18 protein-coding genes are annotated in these 18,459 nt (G+C 71.9%); 14 read left to right on the top strand and 4 right to left on the bottom strand.

Translation table 11 applies throughout. From position 1 onward, the window contains the following. The first annotated feature begins 27 nt into the window (after window positions 1-27). Both EIM47_RS12720 and EIM47_RS12725 read left to right on the top strand, forming a co-directional pair. Complete coding sequence (locus EIM47_RS12720; protein WP_125077115.1) at window positions 28-2,058, top strand: PAS domain S-box protein; 2,031 nt, start codon at window positions 28-30, stop codon at window positions 2,056-2,058. Between the two features lie 6 nt (window positions 2,059-2,064). After that, the gene (locus tag EIM47_RS12725; protein WP_125077116.1) at window positions 2,065-3,789 is read left to right on the top strand and encodes an EAL domain-containing protein; all 1,725 of its coding nucleotides are present in this window, start codon (window positions 2,065-2,067) and stop codon (window positions 3,787-3,789) included. 12 nt (window positions 3,790-3,801) lie between these two features. Here EIM47_RS12725 and EIM47_RS12730 read toward each other — a convergent pair whose 3' ends face one another. The 4 genes from EIM47_RS12730 to flgA all read right to left on the bottom strand — a co-directional run bounded on the left by EIM47_RS12730 (window position 3,802) and on the right by flgA (window position 6,463). Next, window positions 3,802-4,989, bottom strand: coding sequence for an ATP-binding protein (locus EIM47_RS12730; protein ID WP_019398915.1), 1,188 nt, complete (start codon window positions 4,987-4,989; stop codon window positions 3,802-3,804). A gap of 84 nt (window positions 4,990-5,073) precedes the next feature. Further along, window positions 5,074-5,418: a flagella protein gene (locus EIM47_RS12735; RefSeq protein WP_019398914.1), complete on the bottom strand. Its 345-nt coding sequence runs from the start codon at window positions 5,416-5,418 to the stop codon at window positions 5,074-5,076. A 5-nt stretch (window positions 5,419-5,423) separates the two neighbouring features. After that, window positions 5,424-5,729, bottom strand: a complete 306-nt coding sequence (gene flgM, locus EIM47_RS12740) for a flagellar biosynthesis anti-sigma factor FlgM (protein WP_019398913.1) — start codon at window positions 5,727-5,729, stop codon at window positions 5,424-5,426. A gap of 89 nt (window positions 5,730-5,818) precedes the next feature. Further along, complete coding sequence (gene flgA, locus EIM47_RS12745; RefSeq protein ID WP_125077117.1) at window positions 5,819-6,463, bottom strand: flagellar basal body P-ring formation chaperone FlgA; 645 nt, start codon at window positions 6,461-6,463, stop codon at window positions 5,819-5,821. Window positions 6,464-6,558: 95 nt separating this feature from the next. On the opposite strand from flgA, the gene EIM47_RS12750 reads away from it, so the two are divergent. The 12 genes from EIM47_RS12750 to flgL all read left to right on the top strand — a co-directional run bounded on the left by EIM47_RS12750 (window position 6,559) and on the right by flgL (window position 18,326). Further along, on the top strand, window positions 6,559-7,506 hold the full coding sequence (locus tag EIM47_RS12750) for a chemotaxis protein CheV (protein WP_019398911.1): 948 nt from the start codon (window positions 6,559-6,561) through the stop codon (window positions 7,504-7,506). Between the two features lie 101 nt (window positions 7,507-7,607). Next, window positions 7,608-8,027 (top strand): flagellar basal body rod protein FlgB, encoded by a 420-nt coding sequence (flgB, locus tag EIM47_RS12755; protein WP_019398910.1) that lies wholly within the window; start codon window positions 7,608-7,610, stop codon window positions 8,025-8,027. Window positions 8,028-8,040: 13 nt separating this feature from the next. Further along, on the top strand, window positions 8,041-8,448 hold the full coding sequence (gene flgC, locus EIM47_RS12760; RefSeq protein ID WP_019398909.1) for a flagellar basal body rod protein FlgC: 408 nt from the start codon (window positions 8,041-8,043) through the stop codon (window positions 8,446-8,448). 11 nt (window positions 8,449-8,459) lie between these two features. Beyond that, window positions 8,460-9,128 (top strand): flagellar hook capping FlgD N-terminal domain-containing protein, encoded by a 669-nt coding sequence (locus EIM47_RS12765; RefSeq protein ID WP_028915036.1) that lies wholly within the window; start codon window positions 8,460-8,462, stop codon window positions 9,126-9,128. 32 nt (window positions 9,129-9,160) lie between these two features. Next, complete coding sequence (gene flgE / locus EIM47_RS12770; protein ID WP_028915037.1) at window positions 9,161-10,381, top strand: flagellar hook protein FlgE; 1,221 nt, start codon at window positions 9,161-9,163, stop codon at window positions 10,379-10,381. A gap of 111 nt (window positions 10,382-10,492) precedes the next feature. After that, window positions 10,493-11,242, top strand: a complete 750-nt coding sequence (locus tag EIM47_RS12775; RefSeq protein ID WP_019398906.1) for a flagellar basal body rod protein FlgF — start codon at window positions 10,493-10,495, stop codon at window positions 11,240-11,242. 255 nt (window positions 11,243-11,497) lie between these two features. Then, on the top strand, window positions 11,498-12,283 hold the full coding sequence (gene flgG, locus EIM47_RS12780) for a flagellar basal-body rod protein FlgG (RefSeq protein ID WP_019398905.1): 786 nt from the start codon (window positions 11,498-11,500) through the stop codon (window positions 12,281-12,283). Window positions 12,284-12,310: 27 nt separating this feature from the next. Then, window positions 12,311-13,000 (top strand): flagellar basal body L-ring protein FlgH, encoded by a 690-nt coding sequence (flgH, locus tag EIM47_RS12785; RefSeq protein ID WP_125077118.1) that lies wholly within the window; start codon window positions 12,311-12,313, stop codon window positions 12,998-13,000. A gap of 9 nt (window positions 13,001-13,009) precedes the next feature. Continuing rightward, entirely contained in the window at window positions 13,010-14,140 is a 1,131-nt protein-coding gene (locus tag EIM47_RS12790) for a flagellar basal body P-ring protein FlgI (protein ID WP_019398903.1), read from the top strand. Continuing rightward, window positions 14,140-15,246 (top strand): flagellar assembly peptidoglycan hydrolase FlgJ, encoded by a 1,107-nt coding sequence (gene flgJ, locus EIM47_RS12795; RefSeq protein WP_125077119.1) that lies wholly within the window; start codon window positions 14,140-14,142, stop codon window positions 15,244-15,246. Before EIM47_RS12790 ends, flgJ begins: the two co-directional genes overlap by 1 nt. Before the next feature lie 3 nt (window positions 15,247-15,249). Beyond that, window positions 15,250-17,127, top strand: coding sequence for a flagellar hook-associated protein FlgK (flgK, locus tag EIM47_RS12800; protein ID WP_125077120.1), 1,878 nt, complete (start codon window positions 15,250-15,252; stop codon window positions 17,125-17,127). After that, the gene (gene flgL, locus EIM47_RS12805; RefSeq protein ID WP_125077121.1) at window positions 17,124-18,326 is read left to right on the top strand and encodes a flagellar hook-associated protein FlgL; all 1,203 of its coding nucleotides are present in this window, start codon (window positions 17,124-17,126) and stop codon (window positions 18,324-18,326) included. Before flgK ends, flgL begins: the two co-directional genes overlap by 4 nt. The last annotated feature ends 133 nt before the right edge of the window (window positions 18,327-18,459 follow it).

The raw sequence follows: 18,459 nt of genomic DNA on the forward strand, positions 1-18,459 counted from the left end.
TTGCGCCTCTCGTTCCGGGGCAAGCCGATGGCACAGCACGACCGGTCCGGGGTGCCCGGGCCAGCCGAGGACGTGGCGGACGCCAAGGTCCGCGCACGTGCGCTCGCGATGCGCATCCCGTTGCTGTACCTGCTGTTCGGGATCCTGTGGATCCTCTTCAGCGACCGCGCGCTCGCCCTGCTGGCCACCGACACGGCGGCCCTCACCCGGCTGCAGTCGTGGAAGGGCGCCATCACCGTTGGCATCAGCGCGGCGCTGCTGTACGTCCTCACCTATCGCCTGCTGCACCGGCTGCTGCGCGCGGCCGACCGCGCGCGCGCGTCGGAAAACCGCCGCCGCGAGATGTTCGAGGCCAACCCCAACCCGATGTTCAGCTGCGACATGCAGTCGCTGGAGATCGTGGATGCCAACCCGGCGGCCGCCGATTTCCTCGGCTGGCCGCGCGAGCACCTGCGCGGCATGGCGGTCGGCAGGTTGTGGCGCGACCGCGAGGAGCTGGCCGCGGCGGTGGCCGAGGTGCGCCAGAATCCCGGCAAGCCGCACGTGAAGCTGGCCAGCTTCACCGCGCGCGACGGCCGCGTCCGCCACGTGGAACTGCGCAGCACCGACCTGCCGCCCTCGCCCGGCGGCGCGCCGCGGCGGCTGGTCGTGCTGCTCGACCGCACCGCCGAGGAACAGGCGCGGCTGCGGCTGCTGGAGGCGCAGCAGCTGGCGCGGCTGGGCTCCTGGGAGCTGGACCTGGCCACCGGCGCCACCCGCTTCTGCCCGGTCATGCGCCAGCTCACCGCGCATCCGCCGGGACCGGACCGCCGGCTGACCGAGGTCCTGGTCGGCGCCGACGCGGCCAGCCACGCGCGCCTGGAGCGCATGCTCGAGGAGCTGGCCTCCGGCGCCCTGCCCCACCTGGACCTGCTGCTGCCGGTGCTCGGTGCCGGCGGCCAGGAGCGCCTGCTGCACCTGCGCGGCCGCCGCCGGGAGGAACAGGGCCACGCGATCCTGCGCGGCACGGTGCAGGACGTGACCGAGGAGCAGCAGACCCGGCGCCTGCTCGGCGAGCGCGAGCAGCAGTTCCGCGAGCTGGTCCGGATCCTGCCCGACGGGCTGATGATCCTGCGCGAGGAGCGGGTGTTCTACGCCAACCCGGCCTGCGCCGGGCTGTTCGGCCGCGCCCCGGAGGCGCTGATCGGCGAACCGCTGGCGGGCTTGGTCGAGCCGGCCGACCTGCCGGCGCTGCGCGACTGGCTGCGCGGCGAACTGGCCGAGGCCTCGCCACGCATGCGCCGCAACGGCGGCGAGCCGTTCCGGGTGGCGCTGTCGCGCGCCGCGGCCCGTTACGGCGGCCAGGACTGCCAGCTGCTGCTGGTGCGCGACCTCAGCGAGCCGGAGCGCATGCGCGACGCCCTGGCCGGGGTCAACCGCGAGCTGCAGGCGATGGCCGGGCGGCTGTTCTCGGCCCAGGAGGACGAGCGCCGCGCGATCTCGCGCGAGCTGCACGACGACGTCGGCCAGGCGATCACCGCGATCAAGCTGTCGGTGCACGCGGCCATGGCCGAGGAGGACGCGGAGCGGCGGCGCGAGGACCTGCAGGAGGTGGTCGCCACCGCCGACGCCACCCTGGACAAGCTGCGCAACCTGTCCATGCTGCTGCGCCCGCCGCAGCTGGACGCGCTGGGCCTGGAAGCGGCGCTGCGCTGGCACGCCGGCAGCCTGTTCCGCAACCAGCCGGTGGTGCTGGCGCTGGACGTGGCGCCGCTGCCGCGGCGCCCGGAGCGCGAGGTCGAGCAGGCGTGCTTCCGCATCGCCCAGGAAGGGTTGACCAACATCCTGCGCCATGCCGGCGCCAGCCACGTCACCCTGGCCCTGTCCGGCGACGAGGAGTCCTTGCGCCTGCACATCCGCGACGATGGCCGCGGCTTCGACCAGGCCCAGGCCGGCGGCCTGGGCCTGGTGATCATGCGCGAGCGCGCGCAGAGCGCGGGAGGGCGCCTGAGCATCCACAGCGCGCCGGGCACCGGCACCCGCATCGAGCTGCTGCTGCCCTACGCCGCGCGGGGTTGAGGACGCGTGCTGCCTACGTCTCCCGCCATCCACGAACTTCCCGCGCCCGGCCGCCTGGGCGCCGGCCACCCGGTGCTGCAGGAACTGGTCGCGCAGGCGCGCAACGGCGGCCCGCCGCTGATGGCCCTGCACCTGGACATCGACCACTTCGCCTCGGTCAACGAGAACATGAGCTTCGAGGTGGGCGACCAGGCGCTGGCCGAGCTGGGCCGGCGCCTGCACGCCCTGCTGCAGGGCCGCGGCCACGTCTGGCACCACGGCAGCGACGAGTTCGTGGCGGTGGTGCCGCTGCAGCCGGGGATGCCGGCGCCGGAGCAGCTGGCCGAGGAACTGCTGGTCGAGGCCGAGGCGCCGCTGAGCGTGCTGCCCTACACCCTGTTCCTGAGCACCAAGGCCGGGGTCGCGATCTGCCCGCAGCACGCCACCGACGCCGACGGCCTGCTGCACCTGGCCGAGATCGCCGCGCGCCAGGCCAGCCACGTCGGCGAGCGCATCCAGATGTACGGCGGCGCCAGCCTGCAGACGGTGCACAACGAAAGCCTGATCGCGCGCCAGATCGTCGACGCGGTGCCCAACGGCGAACTGCGCCTGCGCTTCCAGCCGGAGATCAGCGCCCGCGACGGCCGCGTGGTCGGCATGGAGGCGCTGCTGCGCTGGCAGTCCCCCACCCTGGGCCTGCTGGTGCCCGAGCGCTTCATGCCGGTGGCCGAGCGCCTGGGCGTGATCGTGCAAATCGGCGACTGGGCGCTGCGCAACGCCATCAACCAGGCCCGCGCCTGGCGCGACGCCGGCTTCGACGACCTGTTCGTGGCGGTCAACGTCTCCACCCTGCAGCTGCTGCGCCCGGCCTTCGTCGACGAGGTACTGGCGATGCTGCGCCAGGCCGGGCTGCCGGCCGAGAGCCTGCTGGTCGAGATCAACGAGAGCACCCTGGCCGCCAGCGTGGCGCCGGTGTACGACGGGCTGGCGGCGCTGCGCCGCGAGGGCGTGCGCCTGGCCCTGGACAGCTTCGGCACCGGCGACTCCAGCCTCAGCGCGCTGGTCCGCTACCCGGTGGACATGCTCAAGATCGACCGCAGCTTCATCCGCAGCGCGCCGGCCGGCGAGCGCGAGACGGCGATCGTGCGCGCGATCATCGCCATGGGCCACCAGCTCAACATGAAGGTGATCGCCAACGGCGTGGAGAGCGAGGCCCAGCTGGGCTACCTGCGGCGCAGCGACTGCGACCTGTTCCAGGGCTACCTGTTCGGCGAGCCGATGCCGGCCGAGTCGGCGGGCATGGTCCTGCGGCGGCGCTACATGCGCCCGGAGCTGTTCGCCTCGACCAAGCAGGACCAGACCCTGCTGCTGGTGGACGACGAGGAGAACGTGCTGCGCTCGCTGGTGCGCCTGTTCCGCCGCGACGGCTACCGCATCCTGGCCGCCGGCAACGTGCGCGACGCGTTCGACCTGCTGGCCACCAACGAGGTCCAGGTGATCCTCTCGGACCAGCGCATGAGCGACATGAGCGGCACCGAGTTCCTGGGCCGGGTGAAGACCCTGTACCCGGACACGGTGCGCATGGTGCTGTCCGGCTACACCGACCTGGCCACGGTGACCGAGGCGATCAACCGCGGCGCGATCTACCGCTTCCTGACCAAGCCCTGGAACGACGACGAGCTGCGCGAGCACATCCGCCAGGCGTTCCGGACCCACGCCGAGCGCCAGCCGCTGCGCCCGGAAGGCCCCTGAGCGGCTGCCGCCTCAGGCGGCCGCGCGCGGCTGCCGCACCGGCAGTACGATCCGGAACTTCGAACCCTGCCCGGGCTGGCTGTCCACGTCGATGCGGCCGTGGTGCTTGGCGACGATGCCGTAGGAGATCGACAGGCCCAGCCCGGTCCCCTTGCCCACCGGCTTGGTGGTGAAGAACGGGTCGAAGATGCGCTGCATCACCTCCGGCGGGATGCCCGGGCCGCTGTCGGCGATCTCCACCCACGCCTCGTCGCCGGCGTGGCCGGTGGAGATGCGGATGGTGCCGCGCTCGCCGATGGCCTGGCCGGCGTTGATCAGGATGTTCATGAACACCTGGTTGAGCTCCGAGGGCAGGCACTCCACCGGGGGCAGCTGGCCGTAGTCCTTCTCCAGGGTGGCGTGGTACTTGAGCTCGTTCCAGATGATGTTGAGGGTGGACTCCAGGCCGGCGTGCAGGTCCACCAGCTTCCACGACTCGTCGCGCTCGGAGCGCGAGAAGTCCTTGAGGTCCTTGACGATCCGGGTCACCCGCTCGATCCCCTCGCGCGACTCGGTCATCAGCTGCGGCAGGTCGCGGGCGATGAAGTCGATGTCCAGGCGCGAGCGGGTCTGGTCGATCTCGGCCAGCATCGCGCGCGGGTCTGGCGAGCGCAGGGCGCGCTCGTAGGCGTCGATCAGCGCGAACAGGCTGTGCAGGTATTCCTGCAGGCTGCCCAGGTTGGAGTGCACGTAGCCGATCGGGTTGTTGATCTCGTGGGCGACGCCGGCCGCCAGCTGGCCGATCGAGGCCAGCTTCTCGGCCTGCAGCAGCTTGGCCTGGGCCGCGGTCAGGCGCACGTTCAACTCGGCGTGGCGGCGCAGCAGGTCCTGTTCGTACACCTGCACCTTGCGCAGGTCGGTCAGCAGCACCAGGTACCAGCCGCCCTCGTCCGGGCAGTAATACGCGTGCACCAGCAGGATCGAGTCCTTGCCGAAGGACAGGTGCCCGCTCCAGCGCCCTTCCGCGCGCGCCTGCGGCAGCGCGTCGCGCGGCAGCAGCGCCTCCAGGGTCAGGCTGCCGTCGGTCCCGCCCGGCGGGCAGTCCTGGCACAGGGCCGAGGCGGCGGGATTGGCATAGGCCAGGGTCCCGGATCCGCTGAACAGCAGCACGCCTTCCTGCAGGCTGTCGCCCAGGCGGTCGAGGATTGCGGGGGAAGGCATCAGGCCTTCGCGGTTTCGATATGGCATGGCGCGCGGCGCGGCTCCGGTGAAACACCGGATTCTAGCGGCGGGGAGCGCGCCGGGTCAGGCGACCGCGAGGTCGCGGCTGGCGCGCAGCTGCTGGGCCTGGCCGTGGGCGTCGTAGGCCGGGGCGCTCTCGGCGCGGCCCAGGTGGCGCAGCGCCCAGTTCACCTCGCGCCGGCGGCGCGCCAGCAGCGCACCGTTGCGGCGGTTGGCTTCGGCCAGCTCGGCCAGGCGCTCGGCCTGGCCCTGGGGCAAGGCTTCCTCCAGCTCGCGCAGGGCCGCCAGCTTCTCGGCGGTGGAGCGCATCAGCAGCTCCACGTCGTGGTCCAGCAACGCGCGGCGCTCGTCGGCCAGCGCGGCGGCCAGGCGGTCGAGGGCGGCGTCGGTGGCGGCCGGGGCGGTCATCGGGATCAGCCGAGCAGGCGGTCCATCTCGAGCATGCGATCGGCGATCTTCGCCGGATCGATCCGGTAGCTGCCGGACTCCAGCGCCTGGCGCACTTCGGCCACGCGCGCGGCGTCGACCGCGGGGGCGACGGCCAGCTCGCGCTGCAGGGCCTGCAGGCTGGCGGCTTCGCCGGTCAGGCGCAGGCTGTCGCCGGCGCGGGTGGCTTCCACCGGCTCCGACCGGTCGGCGCCGGCGGCGGCAGTGCGGCCGACCTGGACCGTGCTGCGCACGGCCTGCGGCGGGAGGCTGCCTTCGATCTTCTGGCTCATGGGAATGAGTCCTTGGGCGGGGTACGCGCTGGGTATCGGCATGCGTCGGCGGGAACTTTAGAGCTGGAGCACGGATTTCGTGCCGGCGTTCAGGGAGTGACCAGCACATCCCCGCCGGGGGCCACGCGCCCCTGCAGGATACGCCGGGAAGAAAGGTTTTCCACGCTGACCCGCTCGTCCACCGCGGCGTCGCCGAGGGCGCGGCCGGCCACCCGGACCTCCACCCCGCCGCGGCGCGAGACCAGGGCGACCCGGTCGCCGCGGCGCACGATCCGCGGCGCGGCCAGGTCGCCGGCGCCCAGCACGGTGCCGGCGACCATGGCGCGGCGTGCCACCTGGCCCACGGCCTGGGCCGGGTCCGACAGCGGGGTGCCGGCCAGGCGCGAGGTGTCGCGCTGGGCGGTGGACAGGGCGTCGGCGGCCAGGGTCTCGCCGGCGGACACGCCGCGCGCCAGCACCACCACCTGCTGGCTGCGGCGCTGGCGGACCGGCACGTAAAGCCGCCAGCCGCCCGGGCAGGACACCTCCACGGTGGACGCGGTGGACTGCCGGCCCTGTAGCGGCGCCGCGCAGGCGGGCATGCGCAGCGCCGGGTCCAGGCTGGCCTCGCCCTCACCGCCCGCCGCGGCGAGCGCGGCCTCGCGGATCGAGTCCACCGGCTGGTACGCGGTGGCCGACGCCCAGGCCACCGGCCAGGCGAGCAGGAGTGCGAGGAATCGACGCGGGCGGAGCATGCAGGCCTTCGGTCGCGGGGAATCTGCCCGGCTCTTGCAAGCGGCGTGCCAGACGCCCGGCTCAAGCGTCGCCGCCCCCGGCCGATACCGCGGGCATGACCCACAACCTGCTCAACCGCATCGACCAGCGTACCCGGCTGGCCGGCCACAACCGCCTGGCGCTGTTGCTGTTCCGCCTGGGCGGGCGCCAGCTTTTTGGCGTCAACGTGTTCAAGGTCCAGGAGGTGCTGCGGCGGCCGCCGCTGTTCCAGCTCCCGGGCCTGCCGCCGCAGTTCGCCGGCGCGGCCGACGTGCGCGGCCGCTCGGTGCCGGTGCTGGACCTGGGCCTGGCGATCGGCCACCCGGAGCGGCTGGCGCCCGGCGACGAGGGCACCCAGTACCTGGTGGTCACCGAGTTCAACCGCTCGGTGCAGGGCTTCCTGGTCAGCGACGTGGAGCGGATCGTGAACATCGCGGTGGAGGACATCCATCCGCCGCCGGACCTGGGCGCCGACAGCACCTACCTGACCGCGGTGACGCGCTTCCAGGGCGAGCTGATCCAGGTGCTGGACGTGGAGAGCGTGCTGGCCGACATCACCCAGGCGCGGATGGACGCCACCCTGGAGCCGGAGATGGCCCTGCCCGCCGACGCCCCGCCGATGCAGGTGCTGGTGGTGGACGACTCGCGCGTGGCGCGGCAGCAGATCCGCAGCGTGCTGGACCAGCTGGGGGTCGGGGTCACCCTGCTGTCCGACGGCCGCCAGGCGCTGGAACACCTCCTGCAGGTGCTCTCCAGCGGCGAGGACCCGTGCAAGCGCTACGCGATGATCATCTCCGACATCGAGATGCCGGCGATGGACGGCTACACCCTGACGACGGAAATCCGGCGCAACCCGGGCCTGGCGGGGCTGTACGTGCTGCTGCACACCTCGCTGTCGGGCGTGTTCAACAACGCCATGGTCGAGCGCGTGGGCGCCAATGCCTTCGTCGCCAAGTACAGCCCCCACGAGCTGGCCGACCACGTGCTGACGCGCCTGCGCCAGGTCGCCGCCGAGACGGCCTGAGCCCCTCCGGCCGGCGCCCGCGCGGCCCCGGCAACGGACTTCCGGCGGGTTCTGGCACGCGCCTTGCCTGAGCACTGGCGACCTTCCGCGATGGAGTCGCCATGTTCAACCCGATCTCTTCCTATATGGGTGTCCACGCCGACGCCCTGCCCCTGCGCGAGCAGCGGATGAAGCTGATCGCCAGCAACCTGGCCAATGCCGACACCCCCGGCTACAAGGCCCAGGACCTGGACTTCAATGCCGCCCTGGACGCCGCGACCCGCGCCCGCGAAGGGCGCGCCGCCGGCGGGCCTGGCGTGCCCGCGGCGACCCACGAACGCCACATCCAGGACGCCATCGCCACCGGCGCGGCCCCGTTCCAGTACACCCGCCGGGCCTCCCAGCCCAGCCTCGACGGCAACACCGTCGACCCGGACATGGAGCGCGCCGCCTACGGCCGCGCGGCGCTGGAGTACCGCGCCTCGCTGAGCTTCGTCGAGGGCAAGGTGCGCACCCTGCTCACCGCGATCACCGGCCAGTAACAGGAGTCCGAGCATGAGCAACCTCCCGATCTTCGACGTCGCCGGCTCCGGGCTGCACGCGCAGTCGGTGCGGCTGAGCACCATCGCCTCCAACCTGGCCAATGCCGACTCGGTGGCCGGCTCGCCGGAGGCGGTCTACAAGCCGCTGGAGCCGGTGTTCCAGGCGCAGGCCAGCGGTTCGGACCCGGCCCTGACCGGCGTGCGCGTGCGCGAGATCGCGCAGAGCGAGGCCCCGCCCGTGCGCCGCTACGAGCCCGGCCACCCGCTGGCCGACGCCGACGGCTACGTGTTCGCCCCGGACGTGGACCCGGTGGCGCAGATGGTCAACCTGATCTCCGCCTCGCGCAGCTACCAGGCCGGCGTGGAGGTCATCAACACGGCCAAGGAGCTGGCCATCGCCACCCTCACCATGGGCCGCTGAGGACATACCGCATGAGCGCGATCGCCAGCGACATCTATTCCAGCCTCGGGCTGGCCCCGGCCGCGACCGGCAACGGCGCCAAGAGCGACTCGCTGGGCCAGGCCGACTTCCTGCGCCTGATGACCGAGCAGCTCAAGCACCAGGACCCGCTGAACCCGATGGAGAACAGCCAGTTCCTGGGGCAGCTGGCGCAGTTCTCCACCGTGCAGGGCATCGAGACCCTCAATACCCAGGTCAAGGCGTTCTCGTCGGCGCTGAGCAGCGACCAGCTGCTGCGCGGCGCCGCCCTGGTCGGGCACGAGGTGCTGGTGCCGTCGGCGAAGGTCGCGCTGGGCGAATCCGGCGGCGCCAGCGGTGCGGTCGCCGCGCCCGACGCCGGCACGGTGCAGTTCACCGTCACCGACGCCACCGGGCGCACGGTCAAGGAGTTCAGCGTCCCGGCCAACCGCGCCGGCGAGGTTGCCTTCGCCTGGGACGGCACCAACCACCTCGGCGAGCGCGCGCCCGCCGGCAGCTACGGGATCACCGCCAAGTACACCGCCAACGACGGCAGCACCAAGGCGCTGGACACCTACGTCCGCGGCAAGGTCGACAGCGTCACCGCCGGCAGCGATGGCCTGTTCCTCGACCTCCCGGGCCTGGGCACCGTCCCGCTCGACTACGTGCTCCGCATCAGCTGAGCCGCACCACCCGAATTCCGCAGGAGTCCGCCATGAGCTTCACCACCTCGCTGTCCGGCATCAACGCGGCCAACGCCGACCTCAACGTCACCTCGAACAACATCGCCAACGCCAGCACCGTCGGCTTCAAGACCTCGCGTGCCGAGTTCGCCGACCTGTTCTCCACCACCAGCTACGGCCTGGCGCGGAACGCGATCGGCTCGGGCGTGAAGGTCAGCAACATCGCCCAGCAGTTCGCGCAGGGCAACATCGACCCGACCGGCCGCAGCCTGGACTTCGCCATCGACGGCGAAGGCTTCTTCACCGTGGTCAAGAACGGCGACACCCTCTACACCCGCGCCGGCAACTTCCAGCCCGACAGCAGCGGCTACGTGATCACCCCGGACGGCGCGCGACTGCAGGTGTACGCGCCCAACGCCAGCGGCGGCTTCGACGTCGGCCGCACCACCGACCTGAAGCTGGCCACCACCGACAGCCCGCCGCGCCAGAGCAGCCTGGTCGAGCTGATGGTCACCCTGCCCGGCGCGGCCACCGAGCCGACCGTGCAGCCGTTCGACCCGTCCGATGCCAACAGCTACAACGCCGGCAGCGGCGGCGTCACCGTGTACGACTCGCTGGGCGTGCCGCACGTGCAGGCCTCGTACTTCGTCAAGACCGCCAACCCGAACGAGTGGCAGGTCTACAACTACATCGACGGCAACCCGGTCGGCGCGCCGACCACGCTGCAGTTCGATTCCAACGGCGCCCTGGTGTCCCCGGCCGACGGCCGCGTCGCCATGGATCCCTACGCGCCGGGCACCGGCGCCGGCACCCTGGAGCTGAGCCTGGACATCAGCGGGAGCACCCAGTACGGCAGCAACTTCGCCCTGCGCAGCGTCAACCAGGACGGCGTGGCCTCCGGCAAGCTGACCGAGATCGACGTGTCCGAGGACGGCGTGGTCTATGCCCGCTACTCCAACGGCGAGGACGTGCCGCTGGGCCAGATTGTGCTGACCAACTTCGTCAACCCGCAGGGCCTGCAGGCGGTCGGCAACAACATGTGGGCGGCGACCTACTCCTCGGGCACGCCACGCAGTGGCACCCCGGATTCGTCGGACTTCGGCCGCATCCAGTCCGGCGCGCTGGAGGCCTCGACCGTGGACCTGACCGAGCAGCTGGTCAACATGATCACCGCGCAGCGCAACTTCCAGGCCAACGCGCAGATGATCTCGACCCAGGACCAGGCCACCCAGACGGTCATCAACATCCGGTAATTCGTGATTGGTGATTGGTGGTTGGAGGAGGCCAACGCGCTCCTCCAACCACCATCACTATTCCGGTCAGCCGGCTCTTTCCAATCACGAATCACGAATCACGGCCCGCCCATGGACAAAGCGCTCTACATCGCGATGACCGGCGCCCGCGCCTCGCTGCAGGCGCAGGGCACGGTCAGCCACAACCTGGCCAATGCCGATACCGCCGGGTTCAAGGCGGTGCTGGCCAATACCGAGGCCTTCCCGGTGCGCGGTGCCGGGTATCCGTCGCGGGTGGCGGCGCTGCACGTGGACCAGGGGTTCAATTCCAGCGTCGGCGCGCAGCGCGTCACCGGCAATCCGCTGGACGTGTCGCTGCACGCCGACCGCTGGCTGGCGGTGCAGGCGCCGGGCGGCGGCGAGGCCTACACCCGCGCCGGCAACCTGTCGCTGACCCCGAACGGGCAGCTGGTGACCGCCGGCGGCCATCCGGTGCTGGACCAGGACGGCAACCCGATCGCCCTGCCCCCGCACCAGGCGCTGGAGATCGGCCAGGACGGCACCGTGTCCATCATCCCGCTGGGCGAAGGCGCCGACACCATGGCGGTGCTGGGGCGTCTGAAGGTGGTCGAGGCGCGACCGGAGCAGCTGCAGCGCGGCCTGGACGGCCTGATGCGCAACATCGCCCCGCAGCAGCCGCTGCAGCAGGCACCCGGCACCGTGCTCACCACCGGCGTAATCGAGGAAAGCAACGTCGACGCCGCCGGCGCGCTGGTGCAGATGATCCAGATCCAGCGCCAGTTCGAGATGCAGGTGAAGGTCATCAAGACCGGCGACGAGAACGCGCGCTCGGCCAACACCATGCTGCGCCTGGGCGGCTGACGGCCGTTCCGGTCCCCTGCCGGTGCCCTCCGCCGGAGGGACATCCGGGCGCCTCCCGCCCCGTCGGCAAGGCGCCCGTTCCTTTGCTTCCGTGCCCTGCCCCTGCGCACGCCCGGGCGGCCCCGCCGCGGCCGCGACGGCGTCCCGGCGCGCGGACGGCATGCCGCCACGGCCAGCGCGACGGGCCTCCGACGCGGTTCTGGCACGCCCCATGCATCAGGGGTGGCGTCAATCCGTCACGTGAGGTTCCGCGTCATGAATCAGGCACTCTGGGTCGCCAAGACCGGTCTGGATGCGCAGCAGACGCGCATGTCCGTGGTGGCCAACAACCTGGCCAACACCAACACCACCGGCTTCAAGCGCGACCGCGCCAACTTCGAGGACCTGCTGTACCAGCAGGTGCGCCAGCCCGGCGGCTCGACCTCGGCGCAGACCCAGCTGCCATCCGGCCTGCAGCTGGGCACCGGCGTGCGCGTGGTGTCCACCGCCAAGGACTTCCAGCAGGGCAACCCGCAGCAGACCGGCCGCGCCCTGGACGTGATGATCAACGGCCGCGGGTTCTTCGAGGTGCTGATGCCCGACGGCAGCTCGGCCTACACCCGCGACGGCAGCTTCCAGGTCAACGCCCAGGGCGAGCTGGTGACCAGCAGCGGCTACCCGGTGCAGCCGGGCATCCAGATCCCCGAGGGCGCGCAGTCGATGACCATCGGCACCGACGGCACGATCACCGTGCAGATGGCCGGCGACGGCCAGGCGCTGGAGATCGGCGCCCTGACCCTCACCGACTTCATCAATCCCGCCGGCCTGCAGGCACGCGGCGAGAACCTGTACGTGGAGACCACCGCCTCCGGACCGGCGCAGAACGGCACGCCCGGCCTCAATGGCCTGGGCCTGATCGAACAGGGTGCGCTGGAGGGCAGCAACGTCAACGTGGTCGAGGAGCTGGTGAGCATGATCGAGACCCAGCGCGCGTACGAAATGAACGCCAAGGCCATCTCCACCACCGACTCGATGCTCGGCTTCCTCAACAACAACGTCTGACCGCGCTAGCGCCGCTGGAGTCCTGCCATGAACCCGCGTCCCCGTTCCGCCCTCGTCCTGGCGCTGCCGGCCGTGCTGCTGCTGGGCGGCTGCGCGGCCGCCGGCGACGTGCGCCCCTACCCGCCGATGGCGCCGATCGTCCCGGTCATGCCGGCCCAGGCCGCGCCAACGCCCGGCGCGATCTACGCCGGCGGCCAGGGGCTGTCGCTGTACGGCGACCGCATCGCCCGCGACGTCGGCGACCTGCTGACCATCACCCTGGTCGAGTCCACCACCGCGCAGACCAGCGCCACCACCCAGGTCAGCAAGGACAGCGAGCTGTCCACCGGGGTGCCCTCGCTGTTCGGCGGGCCGGTGAGCTTCAAGGGCCGCGACATCCTCTCGGCCTCGGCCAACGGCGAGCGCGGCTTCGACGGCCAGGGCAAGTCCAGCCAGAGCAACCGCCTGCAGGGCAGCGTCACCGTGAGCGTGATCCAGCGCCTGCCCAACGGCAACCTGGTCGTGCAGGGGCAGAAGAACCTGCGCCTCAACCAGGGCGACGAGCTGGTGCAGATCCAGGGCATCGTCCGCCCGCAGGACATCTCGCGCGACAACACCGTGCCCTCCAGCCGGGTCGGCGAGGCGCGGATCGTCTATGGCGGCCGCGGCGCGCTGGCCCAGTCCAACGCGATGGGCTGGCTGAGCCGCTTCTTCAATTCCGGCCTGTACCCGTACTGAGGTCGCCCCATGGCAACGTCCCGCAACCCCATTTCCGGCCTGCGCGCCCTCGCCTGCGCGCTGGTGCTGCTGGCCCTGGTGGCCGCGCCGGCGCAGGCCGAGCGCATCAAGGACCTGGCCCAGGTCGGCGGCGTGCGCAGCAACGCCTTGGTCGGCTACGGCCTGGTGGTGGGCCTGGACAACAGCGGCGACCGCACCAGCCAGGCGCCGTTCACCGTGCAGAGCCTGAAGAACATGCTCGCCGAGCTGGGCGTGCAGGTGCCGGCCAACGTCAACCCGCAGCTGAAGAACGTGGCCGCGGTGGCGATCCACGCCGAGTTGCCGCCGTTCGCCAAGCCCGGCCAGACCATCGACGTGACCGTGTCCTCGATCGGCAACGCGGTGTCGCTGCGCGGCGGTTCGCTGTTGATGGCGCCGCTGAAGGGCGCCGACGGCCAGGTCTACGCCATCGCCCAGGGCAACCTGGTGGTCGGCGGCTTCGGCGCCCAGGGCCGCGACGGCTCGCGCGTGGCGGTCAACATCCCCAGCACCGGGCGCATCCCCAACGGCGCCACCATCGAGCGCGCCCTGCCCAACGTGCTGGAGGCCGGCGGCGACCTGACCCTCAACCTGCACCGCACCGACTTCACCACCGTCGCGCGCATGGTCGACGCGATCAACCGCATGTACGGCCCCGGCGTGGCGCGCGCGGTGGACGGGGTGACGGTGGCCGTGTCCGCGCCGTCGGACCCGGGCATGCGCATCAGCTTCCTCTCCCAGATCGAGAACCTGGAACTGACCCCGGGCACCGCGCCTGCCAAGGTCATCGTCAACGCCCGCACCGGCACGGTGGTGATCGGTTCGCAGGTGCGGGTGATGCCGGCGGCGGTCACCCACGGCGCGTTGACCGTGACCATCAACGAGGGCGTGCAGGTGAGCCAGCCCGGCGCCTTCGCCGGCGGCGGCACCGTGGCCGCCCCGACCTCCTCCATCAGCAGCGCGCAGGAAGGCAGCCGCATGTTCCGCTTCGAGGGCGGCACCACCCTGGACGAGATCGTGCGCGCGGTGAATGAGGTTGGCGCCGCGCCGGGCGACCTGATCGCCATCCTCGAGGCCCTGAAGCAGGCCGGCGCGCTGCGCGCGGAGCTGGAAGTGATCTGATGCGCATCGACGCCCGCCCGCTGGAACTGGCGCCCCAGTCCGCTCCCGACGCCGCGCGGGTGGAACACGCCGCGCGCCAGCTCGAAGGCCAGTTCGCGCGGATGCTGGTCAAGAGCATGCGCGACGCCAGCTTCGGCGACTCGTTGTTCCCCAACGAGAACCAGGTCTTCCGTGACATGTACGACCAGCAGATGGCGCAGGCGCTGACCTCCGGCAAGGGCCTGGGGCTGGCGCCGATGATCGCGCGCCAGCTGGCGCGCCAGAGCGGCATCGACGCCACCGGCGGCAAGCCGCTGGATACCCGCATCGACGCCCGCCCCGGCCCGACCCGCGCCGCCGCGGCCCAGGCCTATGCCAGCGCCGCGGGGGCGATGGACATGCCCGCCGCCGCGGCCGACCGCGCCCTGGACCTGATCGCCGGCCGCGAGGGCGGCGATGCCGGCGAAGGCTCGCCGCTGGACGCGCTGGTCCGCCGCCTGATGGCCGGCCCGGAGGGCGCCGCGGCCACCACCGGCATGGTCCCGCCGGGCGCCGCCGCCCGGGCGGCGGCGGAGTTCGCGCCGCGCAGCCCCGAGCACTTCGTCGCCAGCATCTGGGACCAGGCCCAGGCCGCGGCCCGGGAACTGGGCGTGGACGCGCGCGCCCTGGTGGCCCAGGCCGCGCTGGAAACGGGCTGGGGCCGGCGCCAGATCCAGCGCGATGGCGGCGGCAGCGCCAACAACCTGTTCGGCATCAAGGCCAACGGCTGGAGCGGCGAGCGCGCCACCACCCGCACCCACGAATACGCCGGCGGCGTGCGCCGCACCGAGACCGCGCAGTTCCGTGCCTACGCCTCCCCGGCCGAGAGCTTCGCCGACTACGTGCGCCTGCTGAAGAGCAACCCGCGCTACCAAAAGGCGCTGCAGGCCGGCGGCGACGTCCGCCGCTTCGCCCAGGCGCTGCAGAACGCCGGCTATGCCACCGATCCGGGTTACGCGGCCAAGATCACCGCCATCGCCAATGGCCCGACCGTCAACCGCGCCATGCAGGCGATCGCCGGCGTGGCCGCGCGCGCGGCCGGCGGCGCGCTGGCCGCGGCCGACGTGGCCGGCTTCACCAGGAGATAAGCGATGTCCGTCCTGTCCACCGGCACCGGCGCCCTGCTCGCGTTCCAGCGGGCGCTTTCGACGGTCAGCCACAACGTCGCCAACGTCAACACCGAGGGCTATACCCGGCAGCGCGTCGACTTCGCCACGCGCACGCCGATCGACTACGGCTACGGCTACGTCGGCAGCGGCACCAAGGTCGCCGACATCCGGCGCATGGCCGACGAGCTGGCGACCTCTCGCCTGCTCGACAGCGGTGGTGAACTGGCGCGCCTGCAGCAGCTTTCCGCCCTGACTTCGCGCCTGGACGCGCTGTTTTCCGACAGCGCCACCAACCTCGCCGGCGCCTGGTCCAACTTCTTCGACTCGGTCAGCGCGCTGTCCTCCAACGCCGCCGCCACCGCCGAGCGCCAGAACGTGCTGGCCGAGGCCAACGCCCTGGCCACCCGCTTCCGCCAGCTCGACGGCCACATCGCCTCGCTGGATTCGGAGATCAACAACAGCCTGCTGGCCGGCGCCAGCGAGATCAGCCGCCTGGCCGCGGAGATCGCCCGCATCAACGGCGAGGTCGGCTCGGACGCCAGCAAGGCCGCGCCCGACCTGCTGGATCGCCGCGACCAGCTGGTGGCCGAACTGGTCGGCTACACCGGCGGTACCGCGGTCATGCAGGACGGCGGCGCGATCAACGTGTTCACCGCCGGTGGCCAGCCGCTGGTGGTGGGCGTGCAGGCCTCGAAGCTGACCACCGTGGCCGATCCCTACCGTCCCGAGCGCCTGCAGCTGGCGCTGGACGGCGGCGCTTCTCGGACCGTGCTGGACCAGCGCGTGCTGGGCGGCCGGATGGGCGGCCTGCTGGAGTTCCGCAACACCGTGCTGGACCCGGCAGCCGCCGAGCTGGGCCGGATCGCGGTGGCGATGGCGACCACCTTCAACCAGGGCCACGCCGCGGGCATGGACCTGTACGGCAACCTGGGCGGCGCCTTCTTCGACGTGCCGGCGCCGCAGGTCAACGCGCACGCCGGCAACGGCGGCGGCGCCACCCTCCAGGCCCAGGTCGCCGACGTGTCCGCGCTCGACGGCCAGAACCTGGTGCTGCGCCTGGGCGATACCGGCTGGATCGCGATGCGCTCCGACACCGGCGAGGCCTTGCCGATGACCGGCAGCGGCACCGCGGCTGACCCGTTCGTGGTCGCCGGCATCTCGCTGCAGGTTTCCGGCACCGCCGCGATCGGCGACCGCTTCCTGGTGCAGCCGACCGCGCGCGCGCCGGGTGGCTTCTCGGTGGCGATCTCCGATCCGTCGCGCATTGCCGCCGCCACGCCGGTGCGTGGCAACGCCGCGCTGTCCAACGTGGGCAGCGGCGCGCTGTCCGGCCTGCGCGTGGAGGACGCCTCCGATCCCGCCCTGCTGCAGGACGCGGTCATCGAGTTCCTCGACGCCGGGCAGTACACCATCGACGGCGCCGGCCCGTTCGCCTTCACCCCGGGCCAGCGCATCAGCGCCAACGGCTGGAGCGTAGTGCTCGATGGCATCCCGGCGGCCGGCGACCAGTTCACCATCTCGCGCGCGGCACCCGGCAGCGGCGACAACGGCAATGCCACCCGCCTGGCCAACCTGGACGACGCGCGCGTGGTCAGCAGCGGCACCATCAGCCTCAACGGCGCGGTCGGCGGCCTCACCACCATGGTCGGCTCGGCCGCGCGCCAGGCCGAGTACGCGGCCGACGCGCAGCAGGTGATCCACGACGACGCCAGGGCCGCGCGCGACGCGGTGGCCGGCGTCAACCTCGACGAGGAGGCGGCCAACATGCTGCGCCTGCAGCAGGCCTACCAGGCCGCCGCGCAGATCATCTCCACCGCCGACAACCTGTTCCAGTCCATCCTGAGCGCCGTCCGCCGATGAATTCGCGCATCTCCACCAGCCTGATGTACGACCTGTCGCTGGCCACCATGCTGGCGCGGCAGAAGAAGCTCTCGCAGCTGCAGCAGCAGGTCGCGACCGGGCAGAAAAACATCACCGCCAAGGACGACCCGGTCGGCGTGGGCGCCGCCGTGGGCCTGGACCGCTCGCTGGCCGAACTGGAGCGGTTCGGGCTCAACGCCAACACCGTGAACCACCGCCTGGGCCTGCAGGAGAACGTCCTTGCGCTGATCGGCGACGACATGATCCGCATCAACGAGCTGGCGGTGCAGGCCAACGCCGACACGCTCTCGGACGATGACCGCAAGTCCATCGCCGCCGAGCTGCGCGCGATCCGCGACAACCTGATCAGCCTGGCCAACAGCACGGACGGCACCGGGCGCTATCTTTTCGGCGGAGCGGCCGACGACGTCGCGCCGTTCAGCCGGGTCGCCGGCGGCATCGCCTACAACGGCGACCAGACCCAGCGCTCGGTCGAGATCGCGCCGGGCAGCTTCGTGCAGGACACGCTGCCGGGCAGCGAAGTCTTCATGCGCATCCGCACCGGTGACGGCACCGTGGACGCACGCATGGCCGCCGGCAACAGCGGTACCGGGATACTGGAGAGCTTCAGCCGTAGCACCGCAGGCGGCTGGAATGGCGAGAGCTATACGATCCGCTTCACCGCCGGCAACGGCTATGAAGTGTTCGACGCGGACAACAACATGGTCGGCGGCGGTACCTGGGCGCCGAAGACCGACATCGAGTTCGGCGGCCTGCGCCTTTCGGTCAGCGGCCAGCCCGCGGACGGCGACGAGCTGCAGATCGGCCCGGCGGGCACGCGCGACGTGTTCGCAACCGTGCAGGAGATGATCGACGCGCTCGAGGCGCCGGTGGTCACCGCCGGGGACAAGGCCGCGAGGCGCAACGCCCTGCAGGCATCCATGCGCGATGTCGCGCGCGCGGCCGAGAACATGATCGACGCCCGCGCCGCCGGCGGCGCCCAGCTGGCCCTGGTGGACGACGCGGCCTCGCTGCGCGAGGCCAATGCGGTCACGCTCAAGACTACCCTGTCCGGCATGCGCGACCTGGACTACGCGGACGCGATCACCCGCTTCCAGCTGGAAAGCACCGCGCTGCAGACGGCGCAGACCGTGTTCACCCGCATGCAGGGGCTGTCGCTCTTCAACCTCCTGCGCTAGGCCCGAAGGGGCCGACGCGGGACCTGGGACGGCGCGGGAAACCGCGCCGTTTTTCTTTTCGTCACGCCCCCCCTAAAGCCCGGCACGGCGCTGCCGTTAATCGATACCGTAGCCGGAGGCGACCGGGGGCAGG

This window comes from Pseudoxanthomonas sp. SGT-18 (assembly GCF_003931645.1).
In the GTDB taxonomy this organism is placed as follows: domain Bacteria; phylum Pseudomonadota; class Gammaproteobacteria; order Xanthomonadales; family Xanthomonadaceae; genus Pseudoxanthomonas.

Coding starts and splice junctions, on each gene's coding strand:
- flgH (WP_125077118.1), top strand. CDS start 12,311: ATGAACCCGCGTCCCCGTTCCGCCCTCGTCCTGGCGCTGCCGGCCGTG.
- flgA (WP_125077117.1), bottom strand. CDS start 6,463: ATGCTCCGCCCGCGTCGATTCCTCGCACTCCTGCTCGCCTGGCCGGTG.
- EIM47_RS12790 (WP_019398903.1), top strand. CDS start 13,010: ATGGCAACGTCCCGCAACCCCATTTCCGGCCTGCGCGCCCTCGCCTGC.
- flgL (WP_125077121.1), top strand. CDS start 17,124: ATGAATTCGCGCATCTCCACCAGCCTGATGTACGACCTGTCGCTGGCC.
- flgE (WP_028915037.1), top strand. CDS start 9,161: ATGAGCTTCACCACCTCGCTGTCCGGCATCAACGCGGCCAACGCCGAC.
- EIM47_RS12765 (WP_028915036.1), top strand. CDS start 8,460: ATGAGCGCGATCGCCAGCGACATCTATTCCAGCCTCGGGCTGGCCCCG.
- flgK (WP_125077120.1), top strand. CDS start 15,250: ATGTCCGTCCTGTCCACCGGCACCGGCGCCCTGCTCGCGTTCCAGCGG.
- EIM47_RS12775 (WP_019398906.1), top strand. CDS start 10,493: ATGGACAAAGCGCTCTACATCGCGATGACCGGCGCCCGCGCCTCGCTG.
- flgG (WP_019398905.1), top strand. CDS start 11,498: ATGAATCAGGCACTCTGGGTCGCCAAGACCGGTCTGGATGCGCAGCAG.
- flgC (WP_019398909.1), top strand. CDS start 8,041: ATGAGCAACCTCCCGATCTTCGACGTCGCCGGCTCCGGGCTGCACGCG.
- EIM47_RS12720 (WP_125077115.1), top strand. CDS start 28: ATGGCACAGCACGACCGGTCCGGGGTGCCCGGGCCAGCCGAGGACGTG.
- EIM47_RS12735 (WP_019398914.1), bottom strand. CDS start 5,418: ATGACCGCCCCGGCCGCCACCGACGCCGCCCTCGACCGCCTGGCCGCC.
- EIM47_RS12730 (WP_019398915.1), bottom strand. CDS start 4,989: ATGCCTTCCCCCGCAATCCTCGACCGCCTGGGCGACAGCCTGCAGGAA.
- flgJ (WP_125077119.1), top strand. CDS start 14,140: ATGCGCATCGACGCCCGCCCGCTGGAACTGGCGCCCCAGTCCGCTCCC.
- flgB (WP_019398910.1), top strand. CDS start 7,608: ATGTTCAACCCGATCTCTTCCTATATGGGTGTCCACGCCGACGCCCTG.
- EIM47_RS12750 (WP_019398911.1), top strand. CDS start 6,559: ATGACCCACAACCTGCTCAACCGCATCGACCAGCGTACCCGGCTGGCC.
- flgM (WP_019398913.1), bottom strand. CDS start 5,729: ATGAGCCAGAAGATCGAAGGCAGCCTCCCGCCGCAGGCCGTGCGCAGC.